The sequence below is a fragment of the Pseudomonas sp. Emmai genome (genome assembly GCF_055179735.1).
The window spans coordinates 210,169-225,589 of record NZ_CM143685.1; the positions used below are offsets into that span (position 1 = coordinate 210,169).

Annotated in this window: 13 protein-coding genes; 10 read left to right on the top strand and 3 right to left on the bottom strand. The window is 62.9% G+C overall.

What is annotated here, in order from left to right:
* From ACY4LX_RS00965 to ACY4LX_RS00990, 6 genes are read left to right on the top strand one after another with little or no spacing between them, the layout of a single operon-like run.
* A complete protein-coding gene (locus ACY4LX_RS00965) occupies nt 1-1,443 on the top strand; it encodes a mannose-1-phosphate guanylyltransferase/mannose-6-phosphate isomerase (protein ID WP_463258944.1) in 1,443 nt (480 codons plus the stop codon).
* Nucleotides 1,444-2,241, top strand: a complete 798-nt coding sequence (locus ACY4LX_RS00970; RefSeq protein WP_149659365.1) for an ABC transporter permease — start codon at nt 1,444-1,446, stop codon at nt 2,239-2,241.
* Nucleotides 2,241-3,491 carry an ABC transporter ATP-binding protein gene (locus ACY4LX_RS00975; RefSeq protein ID WP_149659364.1) on the top strand — a complete coding sequence of 417 codons (1,251 nt, stop codon included), beginning with the start codon at nt 2,241-2,243 and terminating at the stop codon, nt 3,489-3,491. Before ACY4LX_RS00970 ends, ACY4LX_RS00975 begins: the two co-directional genes overlap by 1 nt.
* Nucleotides 3,488-4,855 carry a glycosyltransferase family 4 protein gene (locus ACY4LX_RS00980; RefSeq protein WP_463258945.1) on the top strand — a complete coding sequence of 456 codons (1,368 nt, stop codon included), beginning with the start codon at nt 3,488-3,490 and terminating at the stop codon, nt 4,853-4,855. Before ACY4LX_RS00975 ends, ACY4LX_RS00980 begins: the two co-directional genes overlap by 4 nt.
* Nucleotides 4,839-5,969: a glycosyltransferase family 4 protein gene (locus ACY4LX_RS00985; protein WP_463258946.1), complete on the top strand. Its 1,131-nt coding sequence runs from the start codon at nt 4,839-4,841 to the stop codon at nt 5,967-5,969. The genes ACY4LX_RS00980 and ACY4LX_RS00985 overlap by 17 nt, the downstream gene beginning before the upstream one ends.
* Nucleotides 5,970-7,100, top strand: coding sequence for a glycosyltransferase family 4 protein (locus ACY4LX_RS00990; protein ID WP_463258947.1), 1,131 nt, complete (start codon nt 5,970-5,972; stop codon nt 7,098-7,100). It begins immediately after the preceding gene.
* 118 nt (nt 7,101-7,218) lie between these two features.
* Here the strand turns inward: ACY4LX_RS00990 and ACY4LX_RS00995 are convergent, their stop codons facing one another.
* The 3 genes from ACY4LX_RS00995 to ACY4LX_RS01005 form a co-directional block, all read right to left on the bottom strand.
* Nucleotides 7,219-9,249 (bottom strand): 2Fe-2S iron-sulfur cluster-binding protein, encoded by a 2,031-nt coding sequence (locus ACY4LX_RS00995; protein ID WP_463258948.1) that lies wholly within the window; start codon nt 9,247-9,249, stop codon nt 7,219-7,221.
* A 49-nt stretch (nt 9,250-9,298) separates the two neighbouring features.
* Entirely contained in the window at nt 9,299-9,925 is a 627-nt protein-coding gene (locus tag ACY4LX_RS01000; RefSeq protein WP_463258949.1) for a glutathione S-transferase family protein, read from the bottom strand.
* 275 nt (nt 9,926-10,200) lie between these two features.
* Nucleotides 10,201-11,100 carry a LysR family transcriptional regulator gene (locus tag ACY4LX_RS01005; protein WP_463258950.1) on the bottom strand — a complete coding sequence of 300 codons (900 nt, stop codon included), beginning with the start codon at nt 11,098-11,100 and terminating at the stop codon, nt 10,201-10,203.
* A 147-nt stretch (nt 11,101-11,247) separates the two neighbouring features.
* Between ACY4LX_RS01005 and ACY4LX_RS01010 the strand changes: the two genes are divergently transcribed.
* The 4 genes from ACY4LX_RS01010 to ACY4LX_RS01025 are packed head-to-tail and all read left to right on the top strand — an operon-like array spanning nt 11,248 to nt 15,412.
* Nucleotides 11,248-11,871, top strand: a complete 624-nt coding sequence (locus ACY4LX_RS01010; protein ID WP_149659357.1) for a CDP-alcohol phosphatidyltransferase family protein — start codon at nt 11,248-11,250, stop codon at nt 11,869-11,871.
* A gap of 25 nt (nt 11,872-11,896) precedes the next feature.
* Complete coding sequence (locus ACY4LX_RS01015; RefSeq protein ID WP_149659356.1) at nt 11,897-13,654, top strand: bifunctional alpha/beta hydrolase/class I SAM-dependent methyltransferase; 1,758 nt, start codon at nt 11,897-11,899, stop codon at nt 13,652-13,654.
* Complete coding sequence (locus tag ACY4LX_RS01020) at nt 13,654-14,967, top strand: phosphatase PAP2/dual specificity phosphatase family protein (RefSeq protein ID WP_463258951.1); 1,314 nt, start codon at nt 13,654-13,656, stop codon at nt 14,965-14,967. The genes ACY4LX_RS01015 and ACY4LX_RS01020 overlap by 1 nt, the downstream gene beginning before the upstream one ends.
* Nucleotides 14,957-15,412 carry a hypothetical protein gene (locus tag ACY4LX_RS01025; RefSeq protein ID WP_463258952.1) on the top strand — a complete coding sequence of 152 codons (456 nt, stop codon included), beginning with the start codon at nt 14,957-14,959 and terminating at the stop codon, nt 15,410-15,412. Before ACY4LX_RS01020 ends, ACY4LX_RS01025 begins: the two co-directional genes overlap by 11 nt.
* The last annotated feature ends 9 nt before the right edge of the window (nt 15,413-15,421 follow it).

Consider the following 15,421-nt stretch of genomic DNA (forward strand, 5'->3'; position numbering starts at 1 on the left):
ATGCTGATTCCTGTGATCCTCTCCGGCGGTGCCGGGACCCGTTTGTGGCCGGTGTCCCGCGAAGGTCATCCGAAGCCGTTCATGACCCTGCCCGACGGCCAGTCGCTGCTGGGCAAGACGTATCGGCGCGCGGCGGGCCTGCTCGATGGTTGGGGCGACATCGTCACGGTGACCAACCGCGAGTACTACTTCCAGAGCAAGGATCACTATCAGGACGCGCAACTGGCGCGTCATCGCGGGCACTTCCTGCTGGAGCCGACGGGCCGCAACACCGCCCCGGCCATCGCGGCGGCGGCGCTGTCGCTGCAAGCACTGCACGGTGACGAGGCGATCATGGTGGTGATGCCGGCCGACCACCTGATCGTCAATGTCAACGCGTTGCAGAGTGCGGTCGAGCATGCGGTGACGCTGGCCAAGAGCGGTCACCTGGTGACCTTCGGCGTGGTGCCGACGGCGCCCGAGACTGGCTTCGGCTACATCGAGACCGGTGCCCCGCTGGACGACAAAGGCGCGGCCAAGGTCCAGCGTTTCGTCGAAAAACCTGACCTGCAAACCGCGACACATTACCTGGAAAGCGGCAACTTCCTGTGGAACTCGGGGATGTTCTGCTTCTCGGTGGCCACGTTGCTGGCCGAGTTGCAGGTCCACGCCCCCGAATTGCTCGAACAGACCCGCGCCTGCATGGCCGTCAGCGCCCCGGTGGAAACCGGCGGTTGCTTGCAACAGGAATTGTCGCCGACGCTGTTTGCCGAGATCACCGACATCTCCATCGACTACGCCTTGATGGAACGCTCGGACAACGTCGTCGTCGTGCCCGCCGGTTTCGACTGGAGCGACATCGGTTCCTGGAGTGCACTGGCCGCGCTGATACCGCCGGACGCGCAGAACAATCGCGCCAGCGGCGATGCGGTGTTTGTCGACAGCCACAACAACTTCGTCCAGAGCGAAGGCCGGCTGGTCGCCGCCGTGGGTGTGGATAACCTGATCATCGTCGACACCGCCGACGCCGTGCTGGTGGCCCATGCCGACCGCGCCCAGGATGTGCGCCGGGTGGCCAAGCAGCTCAAGGACAAAAAGCACGAAGCCTATCGCCTGCACCGCACGGTCAGCCGGCCTTGGGGCACCTACACCGTGCTTGAGGAAGGTACGCGCTTCAAGATCAAGCGCATCGTGGTCAAGCCCGGCGGCAAGTTGTCGCTGCAAATGCACCATCACCGCAACGAACACTGGGTGGTGGTCGAAGGCATGGCCAAGGTCACCAACAACGGCACCGGCACCCACTTGGTGGCCAAGAACGAATCCACTTTCATTGCCGCCGGGCACAAGCATCGCCTGGAGAACCCGGGGGTGATCGACCTGGTGATCATTGAAGTGCAAAGCGGCGAATACCTGGGAGAGGACGACATCGTCCGCTTCGAAGACCAATACGGCAGGACGGTTTAAATGCTGCTTTCCCTGTACCGCTCGCTATGGGGTTATCGAGGTTTCATCCTCGGCAGCGTCCAGCGAGAGTTTCAAGCGCGTTATCGCAATTCGCTGTTCGGTGCCCTGTGGCCCGTGCTCAACCCGCTGTCGATGATCATCGTCTACACCGTGGTGTTTTCCCACATCATGCGCGCGCGCCTGCCGGGGGTGGATGACGGCATGGCCTACAGCGTTTACCTGTGTGCCGGCCTGCTGGCTTGGGGACTGTTTACCGAAATCACCCTGCGCAGCCAGAACATGTTTCTGGAAAACGCCAACCTGTTGAAGAAAATCAGCTTCCCTCGGATCTGCCTGCCGGTGATTGTGTTGATCAATGCCGGCATCAACTTCGCGATCATCATGGGCCTGTTCCTCGGTTTCCTGCTGATCACCGGGCGCTGGCCGGGCATGGCGATGCTGGCGCTGTTACCGTTGATGGCGTTGCAAATGATGTTCTGCGCCGGGCTGGGGATGGTGCTTGGCGTGTTGAATGTGTTCTTCCGCGATGTCGGGCAACTGTTCGGTATCTGCCTGCAATTCTGGTTCTGGCTGACGCCCATCGTGTACCCGATGAGCATCCTGCCGGACTGGGTCCAGCGCCTGCTGCAACTCAACCCCCTGACCAACCTGATCGCCAGCTACCAGAACATGTTCCTGTACGGGCAATGGCCGGTCTGGAGTTCGCTGCTGCCGATTTTCATCACCGGCGTGGTGTTCTGTCTGATCGGGCTGCGGCTGTTTCGCCAGCGGGTCGGCGAAATGGTGGATGAACTCTGATGGGGCATATTCGCGTCACGGGCCTGGGCAAGGCCTACAAGCAATACCCGAACCGCTGGAGCCGACTGGCCGAGTGGCTGATCCCGTTTTCCCGGCTGCGCCACCAGCAGCACTGGGTGCTGCAAGACGTCGAGTTCGAGATTGCCCCCGGTGAAGCGGTGGGCATCGTCGGGGCCAACGGTGCGGGCAAAAGTACCTTGCTGAAGATGATCACCGGCACCACCCAACCCACCTGCGGCAAGATCGAAACCGAAGGTCGCGTGGCGGCGCTGCTGGAACTGGGCATGGGTTTTCACCCGGACTTTACCGGCCGCCAGAATGCATTCATGGCCGGGCAATTGCTGGGCATGCAGGTCGCCGAGATTGAAGCGCTGATGCCCGAGATCGAGCATTTCGCCGAAATCGGCGAGGCCATCGACCACCCGGTCCGCACCTATTCCAGCGGCATGCAAATGCGCCTGGCTTTCAGTGTCGCCACCGCGCGGCGCCCGGACATCCTGATCGTCGACGAAGCGCTGTCCGTGGGCGATGCCTACTTCCAGCACAAGAGCTTCGAGCGCATCCGCAGCTTCCGCAAGGCCGGCACCACGTTGCTGATCGTGTCCCACGACCGCTCGGCGATCCAGTCGATCTGCGATTCGGCGATCCTGCTCAAGGACGGCCGCATGGCCATGTACGGTAAACCCGAAGCGGTCCTGGACTATTACAACGCCCTGATGGCCGAACGCGAAGGCCAGGTCGTGCGCCAGGAAATGCTCGCCGGTGGCGAAGTGCAAACCGTGTCCGGCACCGGCGAAGCCGGGATCCTCAGCGTGCGCCTGCTGGACGAAAACGATCGCTCCATCGACGCCGCCGAAGTCGGGCAAGCCGTGGTGCTGGAAGTGCAGGTCGAAGTCCGCCAGGACATCGAGCGCCTGGTCCTGGGCTTCATCCTCAAGGATCGCCTGGGCCAGATGATGTATGGCATCAACACCCATCGCCAGGACAAGGCGCTGACCGACCTGCACGCCGGCGAACGCTTCACCTACCGCTTTGCCTTCGTCATGGGCCTGGGCAAGGGCAACTATTCGGTGTCCCTGAGCCTGTCGCGGCTGGACTCGCACCTGGACCGCAACTACGAATGGCGCGATTACGGGCTGGTGTTCCACGTGATCAACAACCGGCATGAAGACTTCGTCGGCTGCTCGTGGCTGGCGGCGAAAACCACCATTGCCCGCACCGGCTCGACTGTCACGGAACGTTTGCCATGACCCGTCTATTGGTTGAATGCACCCACGTCTTCCAGCACCCCAAGGTCAACTCGGGCATTCAGCGGGTGGTGCGCAACGTCGTCAATCAACTGCCGCCCAGCGTGGACGGTGTCGAGTGCATTCCTGTGGTGATGCTCAAGGGCAAGCTCTATCGGGTGCTGAAACTGGGGGCTTTGAACATCCCGTTTTTCGATGGGCTGATGATGTTTGCCGGACGCCTGGAACGCCTGGCCCATCGTTTCTGGCAACTGCACCAGCGCCTCGATCAGCGTTGCACCTCACGATTCGCCCGGCGCCTGCTGTACGTGGCTTATCGTCTGACGGCGCTGGCCTGTTTCAGCGTGCCGTTGCGGCTGGTCGACCGGGTCAACCAATATCAACTACCCAAGCGTTGCGCGCCGTTACAGCATCAGCCCGGTGACCAACTGGTGTTGCTCGATTCCTCCTGGCACACCGATTTCTTTCCGTTTGCCGAACAGCTCAAACGCGACGGCGTGGGCATCGTGTCGGTGATCTACGACTTGATCCCGCTGACGCACCCGCAGTTCTACGACACACGGCTGGTGGAGGTTTTCAGCGAGTGGTTCGACTGGATCAGCAAGACCGCCGACGGCTATGTGGCGATCTCCGCCACAGTGCGTGATCAAGTGCGCGCGGAATTGCAGCGACGAGTCGGCCCAGCGAAAGCCGACGCTCTGTGGTTCGACTATTTCCACCTCGGCTCCGAACTCGACCTGCGCGAAGCCAATGCCGCCGTCGAGCCGCGCCTGATGCGCATGTTCGACACCCCGGAGCCGGTGTTCCTGATGGTCAGCACCATCGAACCGCGCAAGAACCACGACTACCTGCTGGACGCCTTTGAACTCGCCTGGGCGGCGGGCTCCAAAGCCCGGTTGTGCATTGCCGGGCGCATCGGCTGGAAGTGCGACGCCCTGCTCGCCCGGGTACGCAACCATCCGCAGCTGAACAAACGGTTGTTCATGTTCAACGACCTGAGCGACACCAGCCTCGAATACGCCTATTCCCACGCCCGTTCGCTGGTCTTTGCGTCCTGGGTCGAAGGCTTCGGCCTGCCCCTGGTGGAAGCCATGCAGCGCGGTTTGCCGGCCATGGGCAGCGACATTCCGGTGTTCCGTGAAATCGGTGGCGAGTTCATGGCCTACTTCGACCTGGCCGCGCCGCAAAGCCTGGCCGATCTGGTCGTCCGTTTCGAAAGCAGCGGCCAATTCCCGGCCGCCCGCGCCGTCGCCGACTGGCGCTGGATTGGCTGGCGTGAAGCCAGTGCGCAACTGGTCGAACGGACCCTGCGCAATCTTGAAGCAATACCGGCCGAGCCAGAGAGGCAACATGCAAATTGCCCTTAACGCCCGGATCCTACAGGCCCCGCGCACCGGCATCGGCCACTATGTCGCCGAACTGGTGGGCGCCCTCGCCGCCGAACCCGACGTCGAGCTGGCGCTGTTCCACGGCTGGGGCTGGAGTTCGACGCTGCCCGACGCGACCATGCCCGGCTACTCGCGCCTGACGCCGTTGCTGCGGCAAATTCCCGGGGCTTACCAGGCGCGACGCTGGCTGGCGCAGAAACGCTTCGATCAAGGCCGGCCGCCGTCGATTGACCTCTATCACGAACCCAGTCTGTGGCCGCTGTCGTTCGACGGCCCGACGATCATGACCCTGCATGACCTGACGCACCTGCATTACCCCGAGACGCAGCCGCCGGCACGCCTGCGCGAAATCGAGCGGCGACTGGCTGAAGGGGTGCAACAGGCGCGGCTGATCCTGACTGACTCGCAGTTCATTGCCGACGAAGCCCAGGATTATTTCGCCCTGCCGGCCGAGCGTTTTATCGTCGCGCCGCTGGGCGTCGCGGCGCGTTTTCATCCGCGCGACGCCGCCGACATCGACACGGTGCTCAAGGCGCATGGCGTCGAGGCGCGAGAATACTTCCTGTGCGTCGGCACCCTGGAACCGCGTAAAAACCTGACCCTGGCCCTGCGCGCCCATGCCCTGCTGCCGCAAGCGCAGCGCCAGCAATACCCGCTGTTGATCGTCGGCATGGCCGGTTGGCAGCGCGAGCACTTCAACGACGAGCTGCGACAGGCATTGGCCGCCGGTCACGTGTGTTTGCTCGGCTACCTGCCCGACGAGCACGTCGCGCAACTGCTGGCCGGGGCGCGGGCGCTGATTTTCCCGTCGATCTACGAAGGCTTCGGCCTCCCCGTGCTGGAGGCCATGGCCAGCGGCACGCCGGTGATTGTGGTGCGGCATTCGGCCATGCCGGAGGTTGCCGGCGCTGCGGGCAACTATATTGAACCCGACGACCCACAAGGCTTGCGCGATGCCATGAGCCGACTGATCGACGATAAAACGCATTGGCAGGTATGCCGAGAAGCGGGACTGCAACAAGCGAAGCTTTTTTCCTGGGAGCGTTGCGCGAAGATCACAGCCCGCGCCTACCGCCAGGCTTTGGGAGGTTAAATGCGCGTTCTTCATTTTTTCAAGACGTACTTGCCGGACTCCATGGGAGGTATTGAACAAGTTATCTTCCAGCTCTGCGAAAGCGGTGCACAGCACGGCATCGAGGGTCAGGTACTGACGTTGAGTACCGACCCGACACCCCCAGTGGTGCGACTCGGGCAGCATGAAGTGCATCGGGCCAAACTCGACATTCAGTTCGCCTCCACGGGCTTTTCCTGGAGCGTGTTCAAACAGTTTCGCGAGCTGGCCGCCGAAGCGGACGTGGTCAATTACCACTTCCCCTGGCCGTTCATGGACCTGGTGCATTTCGCCAGCGGCATGAACAAGCCCTGCGTGGTCACCTACCATTCGGACATCATTCGCCAGAAACACCTGCTCAAACTCTACCGCCCGCTGATGAACCGCTTCCTCGCCAGCGCCGACCGCATTGTCGCGGCCTCGCCCAACTACCTGCACACCAGCGATGTGTTGCAGCAGTTCCAGGACAAGACCCGGGTCATTCCCTACGGTTTGAACAAAGCCGGTTATCCACAGGCCGATACCGCGCGCATGGACCATTGGCGGCAGAAGCTTGGGGATAAGTTTTTCCTGTTCGTGGGCGTGATGCGTTATTACAAGGGCCTGCACATTCTGCTCGACGCCTTGAAAGACGTGGATTACCCGGTGGTGATCGTCGGCGCCGGGCCCCTGGAAGCGGAACTGCACGCCCAGGCGGCGGCCTTGGGCCTGCGCAATATCCATTTCCTCGGGCGCCTGGGCGATGAAGACAAAGTGGCGCTGCTGCAACTGAGCTACGCCATCGTGTTCCCGTCGCACCTGCGCTCCGAGGCGTTCGGTATTTCATTGCTGGAAGGGGCGATGTACGGCAAACCGATGATCTCCAGCGAGATTGGCACCGGCACCAGCTACATCAACATCCACAACGAAACCGGGTTGGTGGTGCCTCCGAGCAATGCACTGGCGTTCCGCGAGGCGATGCGAACCTTGTGGGACAACCCGGTTCGCGCGGCGCAGATGGGGATGAAGGCGGAGGCGCGGTATCGGCAGTTGTTCACCGCCGAAGACATGGGGCGTAAGTGGACGGCGCTGTATCAGGAGCTGTTGGAAGAGAAATCCCTGTCCTACGCCTGACCCCGTCACAACCTGTAGGAGCAAAGCTTGCTTGCGATGGCGGCGCCAGATTCACCCGTGTTGTCGACTGATACACCGCTTTCGCGAGCAAGCTCTGCTCCTACAGGGATCAGCGGAGTTATAAGTCCAACACCAGTGGCTGCGAACTCTGGGCCGGAATCGCACAACAAATCAGCACCTGCCCCTCATCCGGCACCTCGGCGGGAGGCTGTGGATAATTCACCTGGCCGCTGATCAACCGGGTCTTGCAGGTCCCGCACGATCCGCCGCGACAACTGAATTCCGGACGCAAGCCACGGCTCTCCGCCAATTCCAGCAAACTGCCGCCGTCCGGTTGCCAGCGGGCCTCTTTGGCCGAACGCTGGAACACCACCGGCACCGAGGTGGTGGCCGCCGGCGGTTGTTCGATGACGATGGCATCCGGGTCCGGCTGGCGACGCAATGTCGAAGGGCCGAACGTCTCGGCGTGAATTCTCGAATCGCGAATATCCAGTGCCCGCAGGCCGTCGTACACCCCTTGGGTGAATGCCCCCGGCCCGCACAGGACAAAATCCACTTCATCGAAATCTTCGACCTCAAGCATGCCGTGCAGCAACGCCGTGTCGATGCGCCCGGTCAGGTCGAAGTCCTCGCCCTCCCGCGCCTCGGCTTCCGGTTGGCTGAGCAGACGCAGCACGCGCACGGTATCGCCAGCGCCTTCCAGCAAACGATCCAGTTCTGCACGGAACGGCTGATCGGCCAGGGTCCGCGAACTCTGGAAGAACCAGGTCGGCCGAATCCGCCGCGTGCGCCAGCCCTGATAAACCACCTCGCGCAGCATCGACAGCAACGGCGTGATGCCAACCCCGGCGGCCAACAACACCAGCGGCCGACGCTCATGGGGCGCCACGGTGAAATGCCCTTGAGGCGCCCGGGCTTCCAGCACATCGCCGACACGGATCTGTTCATGCAGGTGCGAAGACACCAGACCGTCGCGCTTCACACTGATACGGAAAAAGTCGTCGGACGGCGCACTCGACAGGCTGTAGGTGCGGATATGCACCTCGTCGCCGATCTTGAAGCGCAGCGGCAAATGCTGCCCGGCCTGGAACACCGGCAATCCGGCGCCATCGGCAGGCTCCAGATAGATCGAGCGGATGTTCTGGCTTTCCGCTTCGATGCGCGTCACCCGCAGCGGCCGCCAGGCGTCACCCAGGGCTTGGGCTTGCAGGCGAGCGGCGGCCTGGTCCCAGGTGCCGGTCATCAAACTGTTGGGCGACATTCCGTCGAAACGCCAGCGCAGGGCCAACGCCGCCGGGCGCCGCACAACGCGTTCGACGTCCAGCGTCCACAACCGCTCGGCGCCCTGGAAGGCCTCGATCTGCGGGCCGTCGAGGATGACTTCGGTACGACCGCTGAGCTGCAGCACCTCGCCCGAATTGAAATCGATGAACAGCAAACCAGCCCGTGGATTGATCAGCAAGTTGCCCAAGGTGTTGAAAAACAAGTTGCCGGCAAAGTCCGGGATGGTCAGGCGATTGCCTTCGACACGGACAAAACCCGGTTGGCCGCCACGATGGGACACGTCCACCGAGCGCCGGCCCTCGACGTCCACGTAACTGGCGACAAACAAGGTATCGGCCTGGGTGATCATGGTTCTGGCCGCGTCATCCAGCGCGTCGAGGTGCTGGGCGATGCGGGTCGACGGATCCGCCAGCGGCACCGTACGAAACTGCCGCAATTGGATGTATTGCGGGCAATTGCCGAAAGACTGATCCACCGAGACACCGAAACCGCTCGCAGTCATCGCGCCGACCCGACCATTGAGCCGATTACGGCGCCGGGTGTGCAGTTCGATGCCGAGCAGGCCAATGGCGGCCCCGTCCTGCAATTGCGCCGGGTCATCGGCTGCCAGCAAACGCTCGAACTGCAACTCGCCAGGGGCAGGAGAATGCGCGAAACCCGGCGGCCCTTCGAGGATGCTCGCCCAAGGACGACCGTCGGCATCCACCGCGCCGAACAACATGAACGGCAGTTGCTGATAGAACTGGCGATGCTGGTCCGGCATTTCGTTGCGAATCACCCGGCGACCCAGGGTTTCCATGCGCTCGGCGACGCCCACGTGCTCCTGCAATTGTTTCTCGCCGGCGTGCCACGGTGAATGTTCCATCACAGCCTCTCCCCTGCGCCCAAGGCACAGCGTGTACCACTCAAGTAGGTCAAGCGCTTTGTTGCAGGCCGACGGCGGTGCGCGGCATGCCGACAAACCCGGGCAAGGCTTCGATCCGCGCCAGCCAGGCACGCACGTTGGCGTAATCCGCCAGGGACACGTTGCCTTCCGGGGCATGGGCGATGTAGCTGTAGGCCGCGACGTCGGCGATGGTCGGTTCGTTGCCCACCAGGTACTCGGAATGAGCCAATTCCTGATCCATCACTTTGAGCAGGTCGTGGGAACGGGCAATCACTTCTTCAGCGTTGTAAGACGCGCCAAACACGGTGATCAGCCGAGCCCTGGCCGGGCCGAAGGCAATCTGCCCGGCCGCTACCGATAACCAGCGCTGGACCTTTGCAGCCCCCACCGGGTCCGTCGGCAGCCAGCGGCCATTGCCATACTTCTGCGCCAGGTAAACCAGAATGGCGTTGGAGTCGGCCAGTATCACGCCTTGATCATCCAGCACCGGTACTTGGCCAAACGGGTTGATCGCCAGGAACTTCGGCTGTTTATGCTCGCCTTTGGCCAGATCGACGAGGATCAGCTCGGTCGGCAGTTGCAGCAGCGACAGCATCAACTCGGCACGGTGAGCATGGCCGGAGCGGGGGAAGTTGTAGAGTTTGATGGCGTGCATGAGCGGCTCCGCTGGGTGATGGCGCCGTCCAGGGATGATCAGCACCGATGGCACGCATCATCTACCCATCGCCAAAACAACAGAATCACCAGCAAACGCAATCAATTATTTCAGCCGGCGCAATAAACCAGCGCGCTGTCCTGTTTCTCTGTAGGAGCAAAGCTTGTGTGGCGAGGGAGCTTGCTCCCGTTCGGCTGCGAAGCAGTCGCCAAGCGTTGGGGCCGCTGCGCGACCCAGCGGGAGCAAGCTCCCTCGCCACACAATCCCACTGCGTCTTAGCCTAGGGCCGGGTGTTCACGCAGGGCCTTCACTGCAAAATCCACAAAACTGCGAATCCGCGCCGGGGCCTTGCGCCCGCCCTGATACACGACATGAATGGGCAACGGCGGCAGTTCGAAGTCCGCCAGGACAATTTCCAGTTCACCGTTCGCGACTTTGCTTGCCACTTGATAGGACAAGACTCTGGTCAGGCCCAGGCCCAGGCTAGCGGCGTTGATCGCCGCCTGGTTGGACGACACCACCAGCCGCGATTCCGCACGCACGCCCAGCGGCTGCCCGTCATCGAGAAAAGGCCAGGTCCTGAGTTGCCCGATGGCCGACGTAGCGACCACCGGCACGCCGTTCAAATCCTGGGGATGACGCGGCCGGCCATGGGTTTCCAGATAGGCCGGCGAGCCGCAAATCACCCGCCGCACTTCGCCCACCCGAATCGCGTGCTGGCTGCTGTCCGGCAGCTCGCCAATGCGCACGGCCACATCGATGCCCTCCTCGACCATGTTGACGATGCGATCCAGCAGCAACCCGTTGATCGTGACGTCAGGAAACCGGTTGAGATAACTCACCATCACCGGCGTGACAAACAACTCGCCGAACAACACCGGCGCCGTCACCGTCAGTTGCCCACGGGGTTGGGCGTGGCTGCCCGCCGCCGAATCCTCGGCTTCCTGCACTTCGGCGAGGATTCGGCGACAGTCTTCCAGATACCGCTGGCCCGCCTCGCTCAAATGCACGCTGCGGGTGGTGCGCGTCAGCAGCAGTGTGCCGATGCGTTGCTCCAGCGCCGCCACCGCCCGGGTGACGCTGGCCGCCGACATGCCCAAACGCCGTGCCGCCGCCGAAAAGCCCTGGTCCTGGGCGACGGCGGCGAAGACCTGCATTTCCTGGAAGCGGTCCATCGATGAACTCCTGAGCACTGAAAAACCCCAGGCCAAGTGTTCTCGATTGGCCCTGGATTCGCGGGAAGACGGGTTTTGCTGGCATTCTGATTAGTGTGACGTATAACCCTGAACGTTCGCGCTTTCAATTATTGAGACCGTCTCACGATGCCTTCCATTTACCAGCTCAAACCTGCCTTCCAGAATCTGTTGCGCCCGCTGGTGCAACGCTTGTTCGATAACGGCACCACCGCCAACCAGATCACCGTGCTGGCCGCCGTCATTTCGGTGGTGGTGGGCGTGGCGATTGCCTGTTTCGCCCAGCACCCGTGGGTGTTTGTGCTGATTCCCGTGTGGATGATCCTGCGCATGGCGCTGAACGCCATCGACGGTATGCTCGCCCGTGAGTTCGGCCAGCAGTCGCGCCTGGGTGCCTATCTCAATGAACTGTGCGATATCGTCGCCGACTGCGCGCTGATCCTGCCGTTTGCGCTGATTCCCGGCGTGAATCTGCTGGTTGTGCTGTTGGTCACGCTGCTGGCATTGTTCAGCGAGTACAGTGGCGTGCTCGGCCCGATGGTCGGCGCTTCGCGGCGCTATGACGGGCCGATGGGCAAAAGCGATCGCGCGTTTGTCCTCGGTGTCGTGGCCACCGGCATCGCCATTGGCTGGATCAACCCGTTGTGGATTAACGTGGTGTTTGGGGTGGTCGCCGTCCTGCTGGCATACACCTTGGTCAACCGGGTCCGTCAGGGCCTCAAAGAAGTGCAGGAAAACGTCCCCTCGGCGTAAGCCCTCTGAGCATAAGGAAGATGCAATGCGTGAACCCCAGCAGCAGACCTTCACCACCCACGACGGCGTCGAGCTGTTCTACCGCCACTGGCCGGCCACCGCAGCCAATCCGGGCGAGCCGCGCAAAGCCGTGCTGCTGTTCCACCGCGGCCATGAACACTCCGGGCGCATTGCCCACCTGGTGGATGAACTGGACCTGCCGGGCTTCGACTTCTTTGCCTGGGATGCCCGTGGCCATGGCCAATCGCCCGGTGCGCGCGGCGACAGCCCGAGTTTCGCCACCAGCGTGCGCGATGTGCAGACCTTCTGCGACCACCTGAGCGCCGCCCACCAGATCGACGCAGAGAACATGGCGGTGATCGCCCAGAGCGTCGGCGCCGTGATCGTCTCGACCTGGGTCCACGACTACGCGCCGCGCATCCGCTCGTTGGTGCTCGCCTCGCCCGCGTTCAAGGTCAAGCTCTACGTGCCGTTCGCCCGGTCGGGCCTGGGGCTGATGCGCAAGTTTCGCGGCAACTTTTTCGTCAACAGCTACGTCAAGGCCAAGTTCCTCAGCCACGACCCGGAGCGCGTGGCCTCCTACGACAGCGACCCGCTGATCACCAAGGCGATTTCGGTGAACGTGTTGCTCGGCCTGTACGAAGCCGCCGACCGCGTGGTGGCCGATGCCCAGGCGATCCAGGTGCCGACCCAGTTGCTGATCTCCGGCTCGGACTTCGTGGTGCACCGCAAACCCCAGGAACAGTTTTTCGAACGCCTGGGCAGCCTGAAAAAAGAGAAACACATCCTCCCCGGTTTCTTCCACGACACCCTCGGCGAACGTGATCGCGCCGTGGCCGTGGCCAGCGCCAAGCGTTTTATCCTGCAAAACTTCGACTACCCGCTGGACCGCGCCTCGCTGCTCGATGCCGACAAAATCGGCCTGACCTGCGCCGAATCCGAATCCCTCGCCGCCCCGCTGCCGCATAACTCGTTGCGTGACCTGTACTGGCGCATGACCCGCGCCAGCATGCGTTTGGGCAGCAAACTGTCCGATGGCGTGAAGCTCGGCTTCGACACCGGTTTCGACTCCGGCAGCACCCTGGACTACGTGTACCGCAACCAGCCCACCGGCAAGGGCGGGCTCGGGCGGATGATTGACCAGAACTACCTGAACTCGATCGGCTGGCGCGGCATTCGCCAGCGCAAACTCAACGTCGAAGAACTGCTGCGCCTGACCATGGCCAGACTGCGCGACGAAGGTCGCCCGGTGCGTATCGTCGACATCGCCGCCGGTCATGGCCGCTACATTCTCGAAGCCTTGCAGGGCGTCAGCCCGTTGCCGGAATCGATCCTGCTGCGCGACTACAGCGACATCAACGTACGCGACGGTGGCGCGCTGATCCGCGATAAAGGCCTGGGCGACATCGCGCAATTTGTGAAGGGCGACGCGTTTGACCGCGCCGACCTGGCCGCGCTGGAGCCCAAGCCAACCTTGGCGGTGGTGTCCGGGCTGTATGAATTGTTTGCCGACAACACGATGGTCGGCGGTTCGCTCGCGGGCCTGGCCGAAGCCGTGGAGCCTGGTGGTTATCTGGTCTACACCGGCCAACCGTGGCACCCGCAGCTGGAACTGATCGCCCGCGCCCTCACCAGTCACCGTCAAGGCCAGGCGTGGGTAATGCGTCGGCGCAGCCAGGCGGAAATGGATCAACTGGTGGAAGCCGCGGGTTTCCGCAAGATCACCCAGCGTGTGGATGAATGGGGGATCTTCACCGTGTCCCTCGCGCAACGGGTGCAATGATGCCGGACGCCTCAAGCGCAAGAGAGCCGGGGTTGCTGAAACCGGCGGTGCTTTGGTTGCTGTTGCTGGCGCCGCTGTTTTTCGCCAGCTACGGCTTTGCCACGTGGTTCACCACCCAACGCAGCGACGTCGGCACCTTCGTTTTCGAGTGGGAAAGCGCCATGCCCTTCTGGGCGTGGACCATCGTGCCCTACTGGACGATTGATCTGCTGTACGGCTTTTCGCTGCTGCTGCCCAACAGCCGGCATGAACTCAAACGCCATGCCCTGCGTTTGCTCAGCGCCCAGGTGATTTCGGTCAGTTGCTTCCTGTTGTGGCCGCTGCGCTACACCTTTGAACGGCCGGAACTGGACGGGGTGTTCGGCTGGCTGTTCGCAGTGCTGGCCGGGTTCGACAAACCGTTCAATCAGGCGCCGTCGCTGCACATCGCGCTGCTGGTGATTCTGTGGGTGATGTACCAACGGCACTCGCAGGGCGTGTGGCGTTGGTTGGTGCATGGCTGGTTCGCGCTGATCGGGATTTCGGTGCTGACCACTTATCAACATCACTTTATCGACTTACCCACAGGCGCCCTCGCCGGTTGGCTGTGCGTGTGGTTGTGGCCGCTGGATCGGCCGAGTCCGTTGAGCAGCCTGCGGTTGGCCAAGGATCCGAAGCGCTGGAGCCTGGCGTTGCGTTATGGCCTCGGTGCCGCCGTGTTGGCCATTCCAGCCTTTGGCCTGGGCGGCGAAGGGTTGTGGTTGATCTGGCCGGCCGTGGCGTTGCTGCTGGTGGCGCTCAACTACGCGGTGCTCGACGCCGCCGGGTTTCAGAAACGCGCCGACGGCCGCTTGAGCCCCGCCGCCCGTTGGTTGTTTGCGCCTTACGTGGCGGCGGCGTGGATCAACTCACGACTGTGGACACGCAAGCATCCACAGCCGGATGAGGTTGTGGATAACGTTTGGCTGGGCCGGCTGCCGAGTGCCGCGCAGCTGACGCCGTTCAAAGCGGTGGTTGATCTGTGTGCCGAGTTGCCGCTCGATCCCGGCGACCGCGCTTATCACAGCATTCCGGTCCTCGACCTGACAGCACCCAACGCAGAACAATGCCTCGCCGCCGCCCAGGCCATTGAACGCCTGCGCCAGCAAGGGCCGTTGCTGGTGTGCTGCGCGCTGGGTTATTCGCGCAGCGCCACGGCGGTGGCGGCGTGGTTGCTGCACAGCGGGCGAGCCACCACCGTCGATGGGGCCATGGCAATGATTCGAGCCGCACGCCCGCACGTGGTGCTGCACCCGGCCCATCGCCAAGCGCTGGAGAACGCCTATGCCGGTTGATATGGAACTGCAGGTGGTCGCCAGTCTGCTGCGCCGGGGCCGCGCCCTCGATCAGTTATCCACAGGGCTGACGTTGCTCGGGGTGGTGTTCGGTCTGCTGCAACTGCTGCTGATCACCCCGGTGGCGCTGGGCCTGCTCCTTAGCGCCTGGCTGATCGTCGTGGGTCTGGTGCAAAAATACTGGGCGCTGCGTGTCGCTTTCGATGCTGACTTGTTTGATGCGGTCGCCCAGGACGCTGACGCCGTGCCGCACCGCACGGTCGATCTCGATCAAGCCCTGCACAGCCTCGGCCTGCAACCGGCCAACCGTGCCGGGCGGCCCTGGGCCGAACGTGAGCGCGGGGCGCTGAACCTGCTGCGCAAACAAGCTGTCCTACTGGCCATGCAGGTGCTGCCGACATTGGCGCTGATCCTGGCCAGCCCTTGGCTGTCCTTCGCCGGATAAGGAAATCTT